Source organism: Streptomyces sp. RPA4-2, assembly GCF_012273515.2.
In the GTDB taxonomy this organism is placed as follows: domain Bacteria; phylum Actinomycetota; class Actinomycetes; order Streptomycetales; family Streptomycetaceae; genus Streptomyces; species Streptomyces kaempferi.
This window is the reverse complement of the sequence record NZ_CP050975.2, coordinates 6,750,368-6,768,114: the sequence shown is the minus strand read 5'-3', so window position 1 is coordinate 6,768,114 and position 17,747 is coordinate 6,750,368. Positions and strand designations below refer to the sequence as shown.

Sequence of the window (17,747 nt, the reverse complement as noted above, 5' to 3'; positions counted from 1 at the left end):
TCCAAACCTGTGTACTTGGCAGACATGAGGCCGTCGACCATCCGCCTACGGGCCCGTACCGAGGCGCCTTCGGAAGAGGCGCCCGCGCAGTGGCACCGCGTGCTGACCCTGCTCGCCGACATCAGCCTCTTCATCGGCGCCCGCCCGATGTGGACGGCGGCGGCGAGCCATCGGCTCCCCGTCGCGGCGGTCATCTCCGTCTGCTACGCCTCGATCCTGGTGACCGGCGTGCTGACCCTGGTCGCCCGCCGCTCCCGCACGCTGGCCCGCCTCGACCTCGTCGTCCTGGTGACGGCGGTGACGCTCGCCGTGTGCGGGTACGCCATGTACCACGGGGGCGGTGACGAATCGGCCCTCACCGCGCAGGCCGCGCGTGAGTTCGTCGCCGGTCATCATGTCTACGGGCAGCCGTGGCCGTGGCTCTTCTCCCAGCACGGCGTCGCCCTCACCCCGACGATGACCGGCGGCTACGACTTCACGTACGGCTATCCGCCGCTGCCCCTGCTGCTCACCGCGCCCCTGCTGTGGGTCGGCCAAGGGGCGGCTCCGGCGGTCCTGGTCAGTACGGTGGCCCTGATCGCGGCCACGATCGTGATGTGGCGCATGCTGCCCGTGCAGTGGCGCTCGGCGGCCACGCTGGTCTGTCTCGGTCTCGGTCTGCTGCCGGCGTACGCCCGGCTCGGCTACCCGGCGATCGTCGCCTGTGCCTTCCTCGTCCCGGTGGTGGTGGGCTGGCCCCGCATGGGGTACGGCGGCCGGGGCGACTGGGCGCGGGCGGTGTGCCTGGGCGCGGCCTGCGCCTCCCAGCAGTTGCCGTGGTTCCTCACACCGTTCCTGCTGGCCGGCGTCCACGCCCTGCGCCGAGCCGATCTCGGCCCGCGTGGTGCCGCGATGGCCGTGGGCAGGATCGTCGGCGTGGCCGCCACGACCTGGCTGCTGATCAACGCGTACTTCATCGTGAGCGAGCCGCGTACCTGGTTCGAGGGGATCGTGCTGCCCCTCACCCAGAAGGCGAACATCCACGGCCAGGGCCTGGTCGGCGTCTCGCTCTACTTCACGGACGGCAGCGGCCGGCTGGCCTGGTACTCGCACGCGAGTCTGCTCCTGGCCGCGGGTCTGCTGGGGCTCTTCGTGCTCTTCGTACGACGGCTCGGGCCCGCGGCGACGGTGCTGCCCTGGTGCGCGTTCTACGTGGCGACGCGCTCCCAGGACGGCTACTACCTGATGATGACGCCGCTGTGGCTGGCCGCCGCCGTCACCGCGCCCCCACAGGCCTTCGCCGCCGCCTGGCAGCCCCGGCCGGCCCTGCTGCGCGGCCCGCGCCGGCAGGGGGCGCGCATCGCCGCGGCCGTGCTCCTGCTGGCCCCCGCCCTGGTCGCGACGACCCTGGCCGTGACGGGCTCGCCGCCCCTGCGGATGGAGCTCGTCGGGGCGCGCCGGGCCACGAAGGCCGTGACGGCGCTCACCGTGCGCGTCACCAACCTCGGCGACACGGCCCTCAGTCCGCACTTCACCCTCACCACCGGCCAGGGCATGGGCCGCTACTGGTCCATCGCCTCCGGCCCTGCCACCCTCGGCCGGCACACCTCGGCCCGCTACGAGATCCTGCCGCCCGACGGCAAGTTCACCCTCCCCGGCACCGGAGTACGCATCCGCCTGCGGGCGGTCTCCGCCTCACCCATGACGCTGTCCAGCACGGACATCCGGCTGACACCCACGAGCAGCCGTTAGCCCCGCGACAGGTTCCGTCCGACCGTACGAGCCTCCACGAGAACGAGAACCGTCCCCTCCTTCCCACGCGTCCCGCCCTATGGTGCGATCAGTCACCCAAGGCCTGCGATCTGTCACCTGGGACCGGGGAGGAAACCGTGCAGCAGCCCAAGGCGGCGCTAGCGGAGCGCATCGCCGAGCGGAGGACGGGAGGCGACGACCCCCGTGCGCTGGTCGGCGAGATGCGGCGCTCGGTCCTTCTCGTGCCGGTGGCCGACGGAGGTCTCTGGTCGGTGCGTTCGGGCGGAGTGCGGTGGATCTGCGGGTTCACCGACGAGATCGCGCTGGCCAGGTTCGCCCTGCGTCACGCGTCCGGCGACCAGCCCATGGACTACGCGGCGTTGCTGGGCGCGCGCATCGTCGACGAGATCGTGCCCGCGCTCGGCGAACCCGCCGGTCTCGCCGTCGACATCGCCACCGAGGACGGGTCGATGTTCTTCCCGCCGGTCGTCGGCATCGTGCCGGACGCGGTGGCCGTCGACGCGGGCGCGGGTGCGGATACGAGGGGGGCACGGGCATGAGCGGCGACGAAGCGGATCTGCATCTCGACAAGGCGTCGGTCGCCAAGTTCACCCAGGGCATGGGGGCGACGATCGACCAGCTCGGTGAACTCGGCGGCCCCACCGGCGCGGTGATGGGAAAGGGCTTCTCGGGGCTGGCCATGACCGGGATGGAGGCGGGGCACCACGGGCTCTCGGTCGACTTCGAGGACTTCTGCGAGCGCTGGGAATGGGGTGTGCGCGCCCTGGTGCGGGACGCGAGCGCGATCGCGAACCGTCTGGGCCTCGCGGCGGGCACCGTGTGGGAGGAGGACCAGTACGTCGGGGACTCCCTCAAGGTGGGCGCCAACTCCCTGTTCGGCGGGAACCCGCACGCGAGCGAGGAGGACATCGCCAAGCAGGACTGGGGGGACATCTTCACCCCGGACTACCTGAACCCGGACTGGAGCCCCGAGTCGTTCGACAAGGCCGGTCACGACATGGAGCAGACCTGGAAGGACACCGGCCGCACCGTTCTCACCGAGGGCCAGGGCGGCCGGCAGTCGGAGGTGCTCAACCACGCGCTGGGCATCTCCGACGACCAGTGGAACCAGGCGCTGGACGACACCTTCGGGCCTTCGCCGGACGAACGCGCCCAGCAGGAACAGCCGCCGCAGGGTGAGTCCGGGGGGAACTGATCGTGGGTATAGGCGACTTCATCAGTGACCTCACGCCCGACTCGGTCGAGAACGCGGTCGAGGACGGCGTCGAGTGGGCGGGAAACCGGGTCGAGGACGCGGGCAACTGGACCGCCGACCGCCTGGACGACGTCGGCTGGGAGTCCGGCGCGGACTGGGTGCGTGAACAGTCCCGTTCGGTCGCCAACCGGATGGGCGCCGAGGTCGACGAGATGGACCTCGGGCAGACCGAGGACAAGACCAAGCTGATCTACGGCAGTCCGGGAAAGATCAACTCCACCGCCGCGGAGCTCCGCGCCTTCGAGTCGTCCTTCGACGACACCGGCGACGGCCTCAGGGGCCTCGACTCGTCCCGGCTCAAGGGCGAAACGGCCGACGCGCTGCGCACCGCGGTCGGCACCCAGCCGCACAGGTGGTACTCCGCCGGCGAAGCCTGTGTGAAGGCGATCGGCGCGCTCGAGGCGTTCGCCGACACGGTCACCTGGGCGCAGGGACAGGCGCAGACGGCGATCGACAAGTGGAAGGAGGGCGTCAAGGCTTCCGAGGGCGCCGCCGACGCCCACCGCAAGAAGGTCGACGACTACAACAGCGCCGTCGACCGCTACAACGCGCAGCCCGCGGACAAGCGCGATCCGGCCTCGCTCCCGCCCAAGCCCGCGGCGACGTTCGACGACCCCGGTCAGAAGCTGATGAAGGACGCTCAGGACCTCCTCGCCGAGGCCCGCAAACAGCGGAACTCGGCGGCGGAGACCGCGCGCACGGCGGTCCGCGCCGCCCGCGACATGGCCCCGGAGAAGCCGTCCTACGCCGAGCAGGCGCGCGACGGGCTCCAGGAGCTGCAGATCATGAGCGACCACGTCGGCGGCGGCCTCATCAAGGGCACGGCGGGGCTGCTCAACTTCGTCCGCAGTGTCGACCCGATGGACCCGTACAACCTCACGCACCCGGCCGAGTACGCCACGTCCCTGAACAGCCTCGCCGCCGGACTGGTCGTCGCCGCCAACGACCCGGCCGGCACCGGCCTCCAGATGGTCAAGGACTTCATGAAGGACCCGGCCGAGGGCTTCGGCCGGCTCATACCCGACCTGGTGCTGACCGTGGCCACCGACGGCGGCGGAGCCGCGGTGAAGGGCGCGCGCGCCGCCGAGGACGCCGCCGAGGCCGCGCGGCTGCGCAGGCTGGTCGACGACGCCCCGGACGGGACCCACCACCGGCCGGACGGCGAGCGCCTCACCGACGGCACCGACCCGGTGGACCTCGCCTCGGGCCGGATGTTCCTGCCCCAGACCGACCTCGAGATACCCGGCATCCTGCCGCTGGTCTTCACGCGCCGCACCGAGTCCGGCTGCGCGACCGGCCGCTTCCTGGGGGCCGCCTGGTCGTCCACCGTCGACGAGCGTCTCGAGGTCGACGCGATCGGTGTCGTCCATGTCACCGCCGACGGACTCCTCGTCCCGTACCCGCATCCGGTCCCCGGCCTGCCCACCCGGCCGCACTCGGGCCGGTTCCGCACGCTCCTCTCCCGGGACGCCGGCGGCGACTACACACTCACCGAACCCGACGCGGGTCCGACCCGCCACTTCACGGCCCCGGCCGGCGGCGATCCGGGCGGCGACGGCACGGCCTGGCTGTCCGGCATCACCGAACGGGGCGGCCACACCGTCACGGTCGACCGCGCCGAGGACGGTCTGCCGCTGGCCCTCGTCCACTCGGCGGGCCACCAGCTGCGGCTGTCGGCCGTCGACGGGCGGGTCACCGCCCTGTCCGTGCCCGGCGCGGGCGAGAACGGTGCGGACCTGCCGGTGGTGGGCTACGGCTACGAGGACGGCAACCTCACCACCGTCACCCTGCCTTCCGGCGCCGTCACCACGTTCCTCTACGACGACCGCCGCCGCGTCATCGCCTGGATCGACTCCAACGGGCACCGCTACGACTACGTCTACGACGACCACGACCGCGTCATCGCCGAGGGCGGTGCGGCGGGGCACGTCCAGATCACCCTGGCCTACACCGGACCGGACGCCGGGACCGGACACCGGACGACCGTTCTGACCACCGCCGACGGCCGGGCCACCCGGCACCTGATCGGCCCCGGCTGCCGTGTCCTGGCCACCACCGACGCGCTCGGCCGCACGACCCGCTTCCGCTACGGCTCGGGCGGCGAACTGCTGTCCCGTACCGACCCGTTGGGCGCCACCACCGCCTTCACGTACGACGAGGACGGTCGTCCGCTCACGGTCACCGGACCGGACGGCGGCGAACTACGCCTCGTACGCGGCCCGTTCGGGCTGCCGGTGGAGACCGTCGGCCCGGACGGCTCCCGCAGGACGTACGCCTACGACGAACTCGGCAACCGCACGTCGCTCATCGATCCGGCCGGACACACCACCCGCATGTCCTACGACGACGCCGGACGGCTCACCGCGGTGACCGACACCCTCGGGAACACGACGCGCGTCAGGTGCGACGCGGCGGGACGGACCATAGCGGTGACCGATCCGTCCGGCGCCACCACCCGCACCGAGCGGGACGGGCTCGGCCGCCCGGTCCGTACGACCGACCGAACGGGCGGCGTCACCCGCCTGGAGTGGAACGCGGACGGCCGACTCGCCCGCCGCACCGGCCCGGACGGTGCGAACGAGTCATGGACCTACGACGGCGAGGGCAACTGCACGGCCCACACCGACGCCGTCGGAGCCGTCACGCGCTACGAATACACCCACTTCGACCTTCCGCTCGCCACCACCCGTCCCGACGGCGGCCGTTACGAGTTCGAGCACGACGCCGACCTCCGCCTCACCCGGGTCACCGGCCCGCGGGGCCCGAGCTGGACGTACGCGTACGACGCGGTCGGCAACATCGTCTCCGAGACCGACTTCGACGGGCGCACCCTGACCTACCGGGTGGACGCCGCCGACCGTCTCGCCGCCAGGACCGACGTCCTCGGCGGCACCATCTCCTTCGAGCGCGACTCACTCGGCCAGGTGCTCGGCAAGACCGTCGACGGCCGGGTGACGACCTACGCGTACGACCGGGCGGGCCGCCTCCTGGAGGCGGTAGGACCCGACAGCGAACTGCGCTACCAGTACGACCGCGACGGGCGCGTCAAGACGGAACTGGTGGACGGCCGCCCGATGCTCTACTCCTACGACGCCCAGGGCCGGCGCGTCCGTCGGACCACCCCCACCGGCCATGTCACGTCCTACGCCTACGACTCCGACGGCCTCCCCGCCCGACTGGACACGGGTGGACAGCACATCACCTTCACTCACGACGCCGCGGGCCGCGAACTGGCCCGTGCCTTCGGGGACGCGCTCACCGTGACGTCGGCCTGGGACGAGGCCGGCCGGCTCGCCACGCAGCACTTCACCGCCGGAGCCCGCGCCGTCAACAGCCGTGCCTACGCCTACCACGCCGACGGACACCTGCTCTCCGTCGCCGACCGGCTTTCCGGGACCCGTACGTTCGACATGGATCCGATGGGCAGGGTGACCGCCGTCCACGCCCCGGCCTGGACGGAGCGGTACGCGTACGACGACACGGGCAACCAGACGTCCGCCTCCTGGCCCGACAGCCACCCCGGCAGCGAGTCGGCCGGCCCCCGCGCGTACGACGGGACCCGTGTCACCCGCGCCGGAGACGTCCGCTTCGAGTACGACGCCCTCGGCCGCGTCACCCTGCGCCAGAAGACCCGGCTGTCCCGCAAGCCCGACACCTGGCGCTACGAGTGGGACACGGAGAACCGGCTCACCTCCGTCACCACCCCCGACGGGACCCGCTGGAGGTACCGCTACGACCCGCTGGGCCGTCGTACGGCGAAGCAGCGCCTGGCGGCGGACGGCGCGGGCGTGGACGAGGAGACCCGCTTCACCTGGGACGGCCTGACCCTGTGCGAACAGACCAGTCACGGAATGGACCAGCCGAACCCGGTGGCCCTCACCTGGGACCACCGCGGCCATATACCCCTGGCGCAGACCGAGCGCATCCTCACCGCCGATGACCGGCAGAGCGAGATCGACCGCCGCTTCTTCGCCATCGCCACGGACCTCGTCGGCACCCCCACCGAACTGATCGACGAGTCCGGCGGCATCGCGTGGCGCTCCCGGTCCGCACTGTGGGGCGCCACCGCATGGGCCCGCGACGGCATCACGTACACCCCTCTCCGCTTTCCCGGCCAGTACTACGACTCCGAGACCGGCCTCCACTACAACTTCTTCCGGCACTACGACCCGGAGACCGGGCGCTACACCTCCCCGGACCCCCTCGGCCTCGCTCCCGCGCCGAACCCCGTCAGCTACGTGGACAACCCGCTCACGGGGTGCGACCCGCTGGGCCTGATGCCCAACTACACGAAGGAGGAGAGGGCCAAGAAGCGACTCGACAAGATCGTGGACGGGGTCATCGACAGGGCTCAAAACGGCGAGGTCAGGAAGCACGTCGACTACCACGGGGACACGATGCACGGTATGAGCGACGAACGGGTTCTGGAGATCCTGAAGAACCCGGACGCGGTGTACCAGTCGACGGGCACGGCCGGAAGGCTCACGTTCCGGCAGGGCGAGGACATCGTCGTGACCGAGGGGCCCGGCAGCACCCAGGGTCAGGCTGTCACGGCGTACGGTCCGTCAGGTGTCAAGGGCGACTCCGGAGCGCAGGCACTGGGCGGCAGGCCCACCGACCCCGGTCCACCGGTGACGCACGAGGACATCGTGGAGGGCAGAATTCCCGGTAAGGGCGGCAACCTGGCCCCCGCGGTGCGGATCAGATGAGGCAAGGATGACCATGAAACTGTCGTTCGACGGCGGCTGGCACGCCATGGTGACGGACGATCCGCTGCACATCACCCCCCGCTTCGACGGCGACTCCGTACGCGTCGTGCGCTACGCGGATGCGAAGGAACGTGAGCGGTTCGTCCTGGATACCTTCGGCAGCCAGCACCGCCTGTGGGACGCGCCCGATGTCTTCCGCTTCGACCCGGCCGGCCGCCAACTCGTCGCTGTCGAGCTCCAGTTGCCGGAGGAGTCCACCTCGGCCGAGGACGCGGCCCGCCTCCCGCTCACCCTGGCGGTGCGCCCGGGCGGACTGCGCGCGGTCGAGGCCAAGGACTTCCGGCACGAGATGTGCGCGCTCCTGTGCCGCGCCCCCGGAGACGCCGTGCTGACTTCTCTGCGCGACCCCGCCGTCCTCGACGCTCCGTTGGAGGCCTGCATCGGCATCGCCCCGGACGTGGCACTCCTCGTCCAGCACGGCACCGTCGTCGGCTGGAGCCTCACGGACCCCGCCCGCTACCTGACCACGGCGTACACCGACCCCGACCCCACCCCACCGACCGACACCACCCGCCGCCTGCTCACCGACTGCCTGGACCTGATCACCCAGCCGCTGATCTACGACCTGGAAGACGGCGACCCGACCGCCCTGGCCCGCCTCCGGGCGACCGACGAGGCCCTGCGCGCCCAGCGCGAGGACCGGCGCCGCGCCGACGTCCTGCTCTCGCTCATCGGCAACCTGATGGAGGGCTACGGGAACCGGTGACCTTGGAACCGTGGCGGTGCTCCCAGCGGTTGTCGGCGGCCGGGACGCGGTGGAGATCGGCGAGGAGAACGCGATCGCCGTCAGTCCCGCTCGGCGCGGCGGAAACGCTGACGGGGATGGTCGTGACGCTCGTTCGACGCTCTGGGCGTCCGCCAGGCCACTCCATGTGACGGGCACCCGCGCCGGCCTGCGACGGTGCGACGCCCGGCCTCGGTGACGTGATCTCGATGACGCATCATGTGGAGTGCGTCGCCATCCTGGGGCCGGTCAAGTCCGGCTCCCTGTCCGCTTGTTCGAGAGGTTCCGAGTCCGGCCGGGGCGCTCGATCCGTCCCGCGGTTCACGCGTAGAGCCCTTCACAGGCTTCCACTACGCGTCCCACCCGCGGCTCCGCGCGGCTCTGGGCGGACGGGGAGCGCTCAGCCGCAACCTCGTCAGGAGCGGCGGTCGTCCGCACGTCCGCGTTCCCGCACGACGCCGCCCGTCGTTTGCGTGGTCACAGCGCTGCGGGTGACGCGAGGCGGTTCTCGATGCCGCCCGCAGTCCGTGTCCGTTCACTCCTGCCGTCTTACGACGCCCCAAAGAACCGCCCCTTGTTCCTGCGCGTCCCCCTCTGCGGTCCCATCAGCAACCAGGGCCGGAGGACACCGTGCGGCAGCCGAATGGGGCGCTCGCCGAGCGGCGAAGAAGAGGACGTGGTGGAGGGCGGGATTCCGGCCAAGAACGGCTACATGCCTCCCGCAGAGAAGGTCAGATGACGTGGCATCCACCATGAGAATCACCATCGACGACGACCGGACCGCGACGGTGACGGGCGCTCCCCTGCGCCTCGCCCCGCGCTTCGACTTCAGGGACTTCCATGTGCGCGTCGCGCAGTACGCGAACGTCGAGGAACGCGGCGGGTTCCTTCTCGACACCTTCGGCAGCGGGCCCTGGCTGTGGAACACGCCTGACGAGGTGAGACGCCGGGATCCGGCCGCCCTGGCCAGGCTCCGGCGGCTCGACCACAGCCTGCGGAGTCAGCACGAGGACCGCCACAGAGCCGACGCCCTGCTCTCGCTCATCGGCGAACTGGTCGAGGACTACGGGAACGGGTGACGGACGGCTGCGCACGCGGCCTCGGCCGGTGCCCGGGTGACCTTCGGACCAGGGACCGAACCGGGATCACGACCGTCTCAGAGTTCGTCCTTGACGGGTTCGAGGATCGCGACGCACTCCACATGATGCGTCATCGGGAAAAGATCGAACGCCCGCAGCGTCCGCACCTTGTACCCACCGTCACGGAAGTACGCCAGGTCACGAGCCAGCGCCGCCGGGTCGCAGGCCACGTACGCGATCTTTCGTGCGCCCATCGACGACAGGAGTTCGACCGTCTTCTTGCCGGCGCCGGCGCGGGGCGGGTCGAGGACGATGAGGTCGACCTCGGTGATGCCGGTGCGCGGGAGGACCGCCTCGACCTTGCCCTGTTCGATGCGGACGCGCTCGAAGGCGGCGAGGTTGTGGCGGGCGTCCTCGACCGCGCGCTTGCCGGACTCGATGCCGAGGACCGCGCCCTTGTCGCCGAGGCGGTCGGCGAGGGCTCCGGCGAAGAGGCCGACGCCGCAGTACAGGTCGAGGGCCATGTCGCCCTTGCGCGGCAGCAGGCCCTGCATGACGGCCTTGACGAGGGTGTCGGCGGCCATCGGGTGGACCTGCCAGAAGCCGCCGCTGCCGACGCGGTAGGTACGGCCGTCGGCCCGCTCGCGGACGAAGGCGCGGCCGTGGACGCGGTGGATGCCGCCGTCCTGTTCGGCGACCCGCATCACGGAGACCGGCTTGTCGAGCTCGACGAGCGGAAGGCGGGCGCCGGGCTGCGGCTCCAGGATGACCATGCGGTCCTGGGATCCCGTCGCGGCGATCGCGTCGACGGACACCATGCCGGCCCAGTCGCGCTCCTCGATGCCCAGTTCGCTGACGCCCGGCGCCGCGATCATGCAGTGTTCGACCGGCTCGACCTCGTGCGAGCGGTGGCGGCGCAGTCCGGCGTTGCCGTCGGCGTCGACGGCGTACTGGACACGGGTGCGCCAGGCCGGGACCTCACCGGCGGGCAGCTTGTCGCCCTCGGCGGGCATCACGGTGCCGTCCCAGCCGGCCTCCTCGGGGGTGAGCCCCGCGAGACGCTGCAACTGCTCGGCGACGACCTCGCCCTTGAGGCGGCGCTGCGCGCCCGGCTTGGCGTGCTGCCAGTCGCAGCCTCCGCAGCGGCCGGGGCCGGCGTACGGGCAGGGGGCCTCGACGCGGTCCTTCGAGGGGTCCAGGATCTCGACGGCGTCGGCGCGCAGGAAACGCGCGCCCTCCTCGCCCTCCGTCACGCGGGCGACGACACGCTCACCGGGCAGGGCGTGCCGGACGAAGAGGACCTGGCCCTCGGTCGTACGGGCGATGCAGTGCCCGCCGTGCGCGACGGGACCGATCTCCACCTCGTACTCGTCCCCCACCAGCGACTTCTTCGGTTCTGCCTGCATGGCGGGGTGACTCCAGGTGCGAAAGGGGGGTGATGCGGGGGACAGGAACGGGGGTCTCGGCCACCCCCGCGGACGGGAACGGCCGGACAACAGCCCACCAGTCTACGTGGACCGTGCCCGGCCGTTCGACACGAGTGCGTCAGCCCTTGGGAGCGCTGGACTCCTTCGGCCGCTCCTCCGCCGGACCCCGGCGCACCGCGCCCGGCGCGTTCCAGTCCTGGCGCCTGCGGGCCCGCTGCTTCGCGGCCTCGGAGGACTCCAGCTGATAGGGCACGGAGGTCACCATCACACCGGGCGTGAACAGCAGCCGGCCCTTGAGGCGCAGCGCGCTCTGGTTGTGCAGCAGGTGCTCGTACCAGTGGCCGACCACGTACTCGGGGATGATGACGGAGACCACGTCGCGCGGCGATTCCCTGCGCAGACCCTTCACGTACTCGATGACCGGGCGGGTGATCTCGCGGTACGGGGAGTCGAGGACCTTCAGCGGTACGGTGATGCCGCGCCGCTCCCACTCCTCGCGCAGCGCCTTCGTCTCGGCCGGGTCGACGTTGACGCTGAGCGCTTCGAGGGTGTCGGAGCGCATCAGCTTGGCGTAGGCGAGGGCCCGCAGGGTCGGGCGGTGGATCTTGGAGATCAGGACGACGGAGTGGACGCGGGAGGGGCGCACGCTGTCGTCGGAGGGGCCCTCGGGGGCGGCGATCTCCTCGGCGACCCGGTCGTAGTGCTTACGGATCGCGCTCATCGTCGCGTAGAAGATCATCATGCCGAGCAGGGCGACCCAGGCGCCGTGCGTGAACTTGGTGACCAGGACGACGACGAGCACCAGGCCGGTAAAGAACGCGCCGAAGGTGTTGATGGCCCGGGAGCGGATCATGTGGCTGCGCTTGGCCGGGTCCGTCTCGGTGCGCAGATGGCGGTTCCAGTGCCGGACCATGCCGGTCTGGCTGAGCGTGAACGAGACGAAGACGCCGACGATGTAGAGCTGGATGAGCCGCGTCGAGTCCGCGCCGTAGATGACCACCAGCAGGGTCGCCGCGCCCGCGAGCAGCACGATGCCGTTGGAGAAGGCGAGGCGGTCGCCGCGGGTGTGCAACTGGCGCGGGAGGTAGCGGTCCTGGGCGAGGATCGAGCCGAGCAGCGGGAATCCGTTGTACGCGGTGTTCGCCGCGAGGAACAGGACCAGCGCGGTGGCCGCGGCGAGCACGATGAACAGGAAGCTGCCCTTGCCGAAGACGGCCTCGGCCACCTGGGAGATCACCGGGTTCTGGACGTATCCGGAGCCGATCGGGATGCCGTTGTGAATCAGGTCGGTGGCCGGGTTCTCGGCCATCCGGACCTTGGTCGTCATGGCCAGCGCGATGATCCCGCAGAACATGGTGACGGCGAGCAGGCCCATCGCGGCCAGCGTGGACGCGGCGTTCTTCGACTTGGGCTTGCGGAAGGCGGGGACGCCGTTGGAGATGGCCTCGACGCCGGTCAGCGCGGCGCAGCCGGAGGAGAAGGCGCGCAGCAGCAGGAAGATGAGCGCGAAGCCGGCGAGACCCTGGTGCTCGGCCTTGATGTGGTAGCCGGAGGTCGGCGCCCGCATGGTGTCGTTCAGGACGAGCCCGCGGAAGGCGCCCCACGCGATCATGATGAAGACGCCCGCCACGAAGACGTACGTCGGGATCGCGAAGAGCTTTCCGGACTCCTTGACCCCGCGCAGGTTCATCAGCGTGAGCAGCACGATGACGACGACGGCGCAGAGCACCTTGTGCTCGACGACGAAGGGGATGGCGGAGCCGAGGTTCTCGATGCCGGACGCGATCGACACGGCGACGGTGAGCACGTAGTCGACGAGGAGCGCGCTGGCGACGGTGAGACCGGCCCGGGGGCCGAGGTTGGTGTTGGCGACCTCGTAGTCGCCGCCGCCGCTGGGGTACGCGTGCACGTTCTGGCGGTACGACGCCACGACCGTGAACATCAGCACGACGACCGCGACCGCGATCCAGGGGCTGAAGTGGTAGGCCGACACGCCCGCGATGGAAAGGACCAGGAGCACTTCTCCGGGGGCGTACGCCACGGAGGAGAGCGGGTCGGAAGCGAAGACGGGGAGTGCGATGCGCTTCGGCAGGAGCGTCTCTCCGAGCCGATCACTGCGCAGTGCGCGCCCGATCAGGATCCGTTTGGGCACGTCGGTCAGTTTGGACACGCAGAGGATCGTAAGCGTTCGAACGGGGGGTCGCCCACCCGCCGTCCCGCATCACCTCAGCTTCCCCTCCCCATCTGCTCTCCGAGTGAAAACGGGGACGGGTCCCGTTGCGGATTCCGCACATCCGAGAGTCGCATGCCTATATGACGAAGTTCCCTTTTTGCCCAGTTATGGAGGTTCCATGCACGCGACCGCGCAGCTCATCGGCGCCGCCGCAGGACTCGTCGGCCTCGGAATCCTGACCCTGGTCAGCGTGCGCAGCATCAGCCGGCGCTGAGCGGGGCGACCGGAGAGGCGGATTCCGTTCACATTGTGGTTCTTGTCTCTTTTCCTGAACTTTCCCGAAGGATGACCCGGCTCTGCTCGGGTCTCCCGCCTCCTCCTCCTTCCGGCGCCCTCCGTTCCCCTTCTTGCTTTCCCGCCCGCGTCCCTCCCCCGCCCCTCCCCCGTCCCTCCCGCGTCCCTCCCGCGCGTCCTCGCCGCGTGGCAGGGGCTCCGTTCCTGGCCGGTTCGGGTCGTTGTCCGGGGTATGGACGCTCCCGACAACGCCCCGGCCGAGACGACCGGCGACCGGCGCCAGGGCGCCCCAGCAGCCCCGACAGCCCCGGCCGCCCTGGCCGTACCGGCCGGCCCGACGACCCTCGCCACCCCGGCGGCACCCGCGGCTCCGGCTGCTTCGGCGGTCTCCGCGACCTCACCGGCCTCCGCGACCTCGGCGACCTCGGCGACCTCGGCACCGGCGCGCTCCCCCATGGCCTGGGTGGTGCCCCCGGGCCTGCCGCCCCGCCCGTCGCACCCCGGCGCGTAACGCGGCGGGAGGACCCCACCACGTGCGCCGGTGGGACCCCGCCCGGGATCACCACAGGAGATCCCCGCATCGATGAGGGCAAGACCGCGGTTGCGCCTTAAGCTCGTTCCCGGCAACGCCGCATGCCGTTGCCTCGTGAGGGCCCGGCAGACTGAGAGAGAAGAGTGAGCAGGGTGTTTTCGCAGGTCAGCGGGATGACCAGGACTGCGGGGTTGGGCTAGGTGCACATCGTCATCATGGGCTGCGGCAGAGTGGGTTCCGCTCTCGCCCAGACCCTGGAGCAACAGGGGCACACGGTCGCGGTGATCGACCAGGACCCCACCGCCTTCCGACGACTCGGCTCCGGTTTCGGCGGCCGTCGTGTCACCGGAGTCGGCTTCGACCAGGACACCCTGCGCGAGGCGGGCATCGAGGAGGCCGGCGCCTTCGCCGCCGTGTCCAGCGGGGACAACTCGAACATCATCGCCGCCCGGGTCGCCCGGGAGATGTTCGGCATCGAGAACGTCGCGGCGCGCATCTACGACCCGCGCCGGGCCGAGGTCTACCAGCGCCTGGGCATCCCGACCGTCGCCACCGTCCGCTGGACGGCCGACCAGATGCTGCGCCGCCTGCTGCCGTCGGGCGCCGAGCCGTTGTGGCGCGATCCCACCGGTGGGGTGCAGCTCGCCGAGGTGCACGCCTCCGCCGCCTGGGTCGGCCACAAGATCAGCCGCCTCCAGGACGAGACCGGCGTGCGGGTGGCCTTCCTGACCCGGCTGGGCGAGGCGATTCTGCCCACCTCGCAGACGGTGCTGCAGGAGGGCGACCTCGTGCACGTGATGATGCGCACGGACGACGTCGAAAAGGTCGAGGCCTCGTTCGCCGAGGGCCCCGAAGAGGAGAACGGTCACTGATGAGGGTCGCCATTGCCGGCGCCGGCGCCGTGGGCCGCTCGATCGCGGGCGAGCTCCTGGAGAACGGTCACGAGATCCTGCTGATCGACAAGGCGCCGACCGCCATCTCGGTCGAGCGCGTCCCACAGGCGGAGTGGCTGCTCGCCGACGCCTGTGAGATCACGTCCCTGGACGAGGCGGCACTTCAGCGCTGCAACGTGGTCATCGCGGCCACCGGTGACGACAAGGTCAACCTGGTCGTCTCGCTGCTCGCCAAGACCGAGTACGGAGTGCCGCGCGTCGTCGCCCGGGTCAACAACCCGAAGAACGAATGGCTGTTCAACGAGGCCTGGGGCGTCGATGTCGCCGTCTCCACACCGCGCCTGATGTCGGCCCTCGTGGAGGAGGCGGTGAGCGTCGGCGACCTGGTCCGGCTGCTGCGCTTCAGCCACGGTGACGCGAACCTGGTCGAGCTGACCCTCCCGCCGGAGTCGGCCCTGGCCGGGACGCAGGTGGGTGACGTGGAGTGGCCCCAGGACACCTCCCTGGTCACGATCATCCGCGGTACCCGGGTCCTCACCCCCTCCCAGGAGGACTCCCTGGAGGCGGGCGACGAGCTCCTCTTCGTGGCCGCCCAGGCCCGCGAGGAGCAGCTGGAGGACCTGCTCTCGGTCCGCCGCGAGGACGCGTAGAACCAGCCCGGCCCCCTGAAAGAACGGTGAAGCCTCCGCGGGACGCCCGTGGAGGCTTCACCGTTCTCGTCAGGACCCCTGGAGATCGTCGGCGGCCGGTCCGTACGGCAAAGCGAAGGGCAGACCCAGGTCGCCGGGCAGCAGCGCCCCGAGCCAGGTGTCCCGCAGACCGTCCCGCCCGGTCTGCGCGGCCCGCAGCGCGCCCTCCCATACGAAGCCGGCCTTCCGGGCGACCGCCCACGAGCCACGGTTGCCCGCCTCCGCCCGCCACTCCAGACGCTGCACGCCCAGCTCGGTGAAAGCCCACCGCGCCAGCGCGCCGACGGCCTCCGTCGCATAGCCCCGGCCCCGGTGCTCCGCCACGGTCCAGTACCCGATGCCCCAGATGTCGGCCTGCCGGTGCACGTTGACGGACGCCACGAGGGTGCCGTCGCCGTCGTCCCGCCGCTCCGCCGCGAAGTGGTACATCGAGTCGTCGCGCCAGCCCCGCGGCACCAGCGCCCGCAGGTAGAAGGCGGCGTGCCGGCGCTCGTAGGGCGAGGGGAAGTCCGTCCACCGCGCGATCTCGGGGTCCTGGCAGGCGGCGAGGAGCGCGTCCTCGTCACGCGCGTCGTGCGGGCGGATCAGCAGACGCTCCGTGGTGAGCGAGACAGGTTCCATGAGCGGCGATTGTGACGCCCGCCCCGCCGCGCGGCCACCGAATTCCCCCGATGGCGGGGCACGGGCGCGGGGCGCACCGGTACAGGACGGGAGCGCCCGGATACGAGTGTGGGGCGCCCGGAGATCTCCGGGCGCCCCACACTCGTACGGGTGACTAGGGCGTGTTGCGAAAGTCCCGTCGTCCGCCCGGAGGGCGGGCCTCGCGGCGTCTGGTGCGTGCTCTCGGCGGGCCGGGCGGAAGCCCGCGTACTGGACGTACTCGGGTTTTCGCCCGGTGCGGCGAGAGGGCGTGCCAGGCGTCGCGAGGCAGGCGGGACTTTCGCAACACGCCCTAGGTGTCGCGGCGGTGACGGCCGGCCGTGGCCTCGGCGTCCTCCTGCGCGAGGGCGGCCTCGCGCTCCTTCTCGGCCTGCTCCTCCGCCTCCATCTCCGCGAACACGTCGATGGGGGCCGGGGCCTTCGCCAGGAACACCCAGGTGAGCCAGACGGCCAGCAGGAACGGCGGGATCTTCAACGCGACCAGGACCCAGCCCAGTTGCGCGGTGTTGGCCCACCAGTAGAGCGGGAAGAGGACCGCGCACTTGGCGAGCAGGATCAGGCCCCAGGCCCAGCTCGCCTTCGCGTACGCCTTCTTGCGGCCCGGGTTGCGGGTACGCCAGGAGAGGTTCTCCTTGAAGACCGGGCCGAGGATCAGGCCGATCAGGGGCACACCCGCGAGGGTCGTGACGATGTAGGCGACGGCCAGGCCGAGCGTGTAGAGCATGCCCGGCAGGTAGAAGTCCTTCGCGTTGCCCGTCATCATCGCGAAGACCACGCCGAAGGCGACGCCGAAGACGCCACTGAAGGCGTGCTTGACGGTGTCGCGCATGACGAGGCGGACGACGACGAGCAGCAGGGACACTCCGAGGGCGGCGATCGCCGACCAGTGGAGGTCCTTGTTGATCGTGAAGATGGTGACGAAGAGCAGGCCGGGGACCACGGTCTCGACCATGCCCCGCACACCGCCGAACGCCTCGAAGAGCGCGGCCTCCGTCACCGCCCTCGCGTCCTGCTGGGGGTCTTCGGTCGGCTTGTCGAGCGACGTCACCGGCTACTCCCGTCCGAGCGGTCTGAGTTCGTACTTCGGGTTGAACAGCACCCTACGGCCCCGGCTCATCGAGATGCGCCCCGAAGCGATCATCTTGCGCCCCGGCTCGATTCCCACGATGGAGCGTCTGCCGAGCCAGACCACGTCCAGAGCCGCCGAGCCGTCGAACAGCTCGGCCTCCAGCGCCGGGACTCCGGCTCGTGGACGCAGAGTGACCGTGCGCAACGTACCAGTAACCGTGACGATCTGCCGGTCGTGGCAGTCGCCGATGCGGGTGCACCCCGTCGTCTCGGCTTCCTCGCGCAGCTCCTCGGACTCCAGGTCCTCCTGGGACGAGGAGAGCCGGTCTATCATGCGCCGGAACCGGCCCGCCGGCTTTTCGGAACGAGGAACAGCACTCATACCGAAAGCCTACCGGGGGCCGATGACAGCGTCGTACCCACGACGTCGCT

General features: G+C 71.0%; 14 protein-coding genes. 9 read left to right on the top strand and 5 right to left on the bottom strand.

What is annotated here, in order from left to right:
* The first annotated feature begins 24 nt into the window (after positions 1–24).
* The 6 genes from HEP85_RS29650 (at position 25) to HEP85_RS29625 (ending at position 9,579) form a co-directional block, all read left to right on the top strand.
* Positions 25–1,731 (top strand): hypothetical protein, encoded by a 1,707-nt coding sequence (locus tag HEP85_RS29650; protein WP_369658138.1) that lies wholly within the window; start codon positions 25–27, stop codon positions 1,729–1,731.
* 137 nt (positions 1,732–1,868) lie between these two features.
* Entirely contained in the window at positions 1,869–2,291 is a 423-nt protein-coding gene (locus HEP85_RS29645; protein WP_211118089.1) for a hypothetical protein, read from the top strand.
* Positions 2,288–2,947 carry a hypothetical protein gene (locus tag HEP85_RS29640; protein ID WP_168530621.1) on the top strand — a complete coding sequence of 220 codons (660 nt, stop codon included), beginning with the start codon at positions 2,288–2,290 and terminating at the stop codon, positions 2,945–2,947. Before HEP85_RS29645 ends, HEP85_RS29640 begins: the two co-directional genes overlap by 4 nt.
* Before the next feature lie 2 nt (positions 2,948–2,949).
* Positions 2,950–7,716 (top strand): putative T7SS-secreted protein, encoded by a 4,767-nt coding sequence (locus tag HEP85_RS29635; protein ID WP_168530620.1) that lies wholly within the window; start codon positions 2,950–2,952, stop codon positions 7,714–7,716.
* 7 nt (positions 7,717–7,723) lie between these two features.
* Positions 7,724–8,482, top strand: a complete 759-nt coding sequence (locus HEP85_RS29630) for a hypothetical protein (protein ID WP_248002119.1) — start codon at positions 7,724–7,726, stop codon at positions 8,480–8,482.
* A gap of 758 nt (positions 8,483–9,240) precedes the next feature.
* The gene (locus HEP85_RS29625; protein WP_168524955.1) at positions 9,241–9,579 is read left to right on the top strand and encodes a hypothetical protein; all 339 of its coding nucleotides are present in this window, start codon (positions 9,241–9,243) and stop codon (positions 9,577–9,579) included.
* A 77-nt stretch (positions 9,580–9,656) separates the two neighbouring features.
* Here HEP85_RS29625 and HEP85_RS29620 read toward each other — a convergent pair whose 3' ends face one another.
* Positions 9,657–10,985, bottom strand: a complete 1,329-nt coding sequence (locus HEP85_RS29620) for a class I SAM-dependent RNA methyltransferase (protein ID WP_329291019.1) — start codon at positions 10,983–10,985, stop codon at positions 9,657–9,659.
* A 139-nt stretch (positions 10,986–11,124) separates the two neighbouring features.
* Positions 11,125–13,176, bottom strand: coding sequence for an APC family permease (locus HEP85_RS29615; RefSeq protein ID WP_168530618.1), 2,052 nt, complete (start codon positions 13,174–13,176; stop codon positions 11,125–11,127).
* Positions 13,177–13,705: 529 nt separating this feature from the next.
* Between HEP85_RS29615 and HEP85_RS29610 the strand changes: the two genes are divergently transcribed.
* From HEP85_RS29610 to HEP85_RS29600, 3 genes are all read left to right on the top strand, one after another.
* Positions 13,706–13,984: a hypothetical protein gene (locus HEP85_RS29610; protein WP_369657895.1), complete on the top strand. Its 279-nt coding sequence runs from the start codon at positions 13,706–13,708 to the stop codon at positions 13,982–13,984.
* 221 nt (positions 13,985–14,205) lie between these two features.
* Positions 14,206–14,877: a TrkA family potassium uptake protein gene (locus HEP85_RS29605; protein WP_168530617.1), complete on the top strand. Its 672-nt coding sequence runs from the start codon at positions 14,206–14,208 to the stop codon at positions 14,875–14,877.
* A complete protein-coding gene (locus HEP85_RS29600; RefSeq protein WP_329291012.1) occupies positions 14,877–15,548 on the top strand; it encodes a TrkA family potassium uptake protein in 672 nt (223 codons plus the stop codon). The genes HEP85_RS29605 and HEP85_RS29600 overlap by 1 nt, the downstream gene beginning before the upstream one ends.
* A 69-nt stretch (positions 15,549–15,617) precedes the next feature.
* Here the strand turns inward: HEP85_RS29600 and HEP85_RS29595 are convergent, their stop codons facing one another.
* From HEP85_RS29595 to HEP85_RS29585, 3 genes are all read right to left on the bottom strand, one after another.
* Positions 15,618–16,208: a GNAT family N-acetyltransferase gene (locus tag HEP85_RS29595; RefSeq protein ID WP_168530615.1), complete on the bottom strand. Its 591-nt coding sequence runs from the start codon at positions 16,206–16,208 to the stop codon at positions 15,618–15,620.
* A gap of 331 nt (positions 16,209–16,539) precedes the next feature.
* Positions 16,540–17,295: a DUF3159 domain-containing protein gene (locus HEP85_RS29590; protein WP_168530614.1), complete on the bottom strand. Its 756-nt coding sequence runs from the start codon at positions 17,293–17,295 to the stop codon at positions 16,540–16,542.
* Between the two features lie 3 nt (positions 17,296–17,298).
* Positions 17,299–17,697, bottom strand: coding sequence for an OB-fold nucleic acid binding domain-containing protein (locus HEP85_RS29585; RefSeq protein WP_148010914.1), 399 nt, complete (start codon positions 17,695–17,697; stop codon positions 17,299–17,301).
* Between the last annotated feature and the right edge of the window lie 50 nt (positions 17,698–17,747).

Bases quoted from the DNA above. Each gene is read 5' to 3' on its own strand.
- HEP85_RS29650 (WP_369658138.1), top strand. From the start codon at position 25: ATGAGGCCGTCGACCATCCGCCTACGGGCCCGTACCGAGGCGCCTTCG.
- HEP85_RS29640 (WP_168530621.1), top strand. From the start codon at position 2,288: ATGAGCGGCGACGAAGCGGATCTGCATCTCGACAAGGCGTCGGTCGCC.
- HEP85_RS29630 (WP_248002119.1), top strand. From the start codon at position 7,724: ATGACCATGAAACTGTCGTTCGACGGCGGCTGGCACGCCATGGTGACG.
- HEP85_RS29620 (WP_329291019.1), bottom strand. From the start codon at position 10,985: ATGCAGGCAGAACCGAAGAAGTCGCTGGTGGGGGACGAGTACGAGGTG.
- HEP85_RS29610 (WP_369657895.1), top strand. From the start codon at position 13,706: ATGGACGCTCCCGACAACGCCCCGGCCGAGACGACCGGCGACCGGCGC.
- HEP85_RS29600 (WP_329291012.1), top strand. From the start codon at position 14,877: ATGAGGGTCGCCATTGCCGGCGCCGGCGCCGTGGGCCGCTCGATCGCG.
- HEP85_RS29595 (WP_168530615.1), bottom strand. From the start codon at position 16,208: ATGGAACCTGTCTCGCTCACCACGGAGCGTCTGCTGATCCGCCCGCAC.
- HEP85_RS29585 (WP_148010914.1), bottom strand. From the start codon at position 17,697: ATGAGTGCTGTTCCTCGTTCCGAAAAGCCGGCGGGCCGGTTCCGGCGC.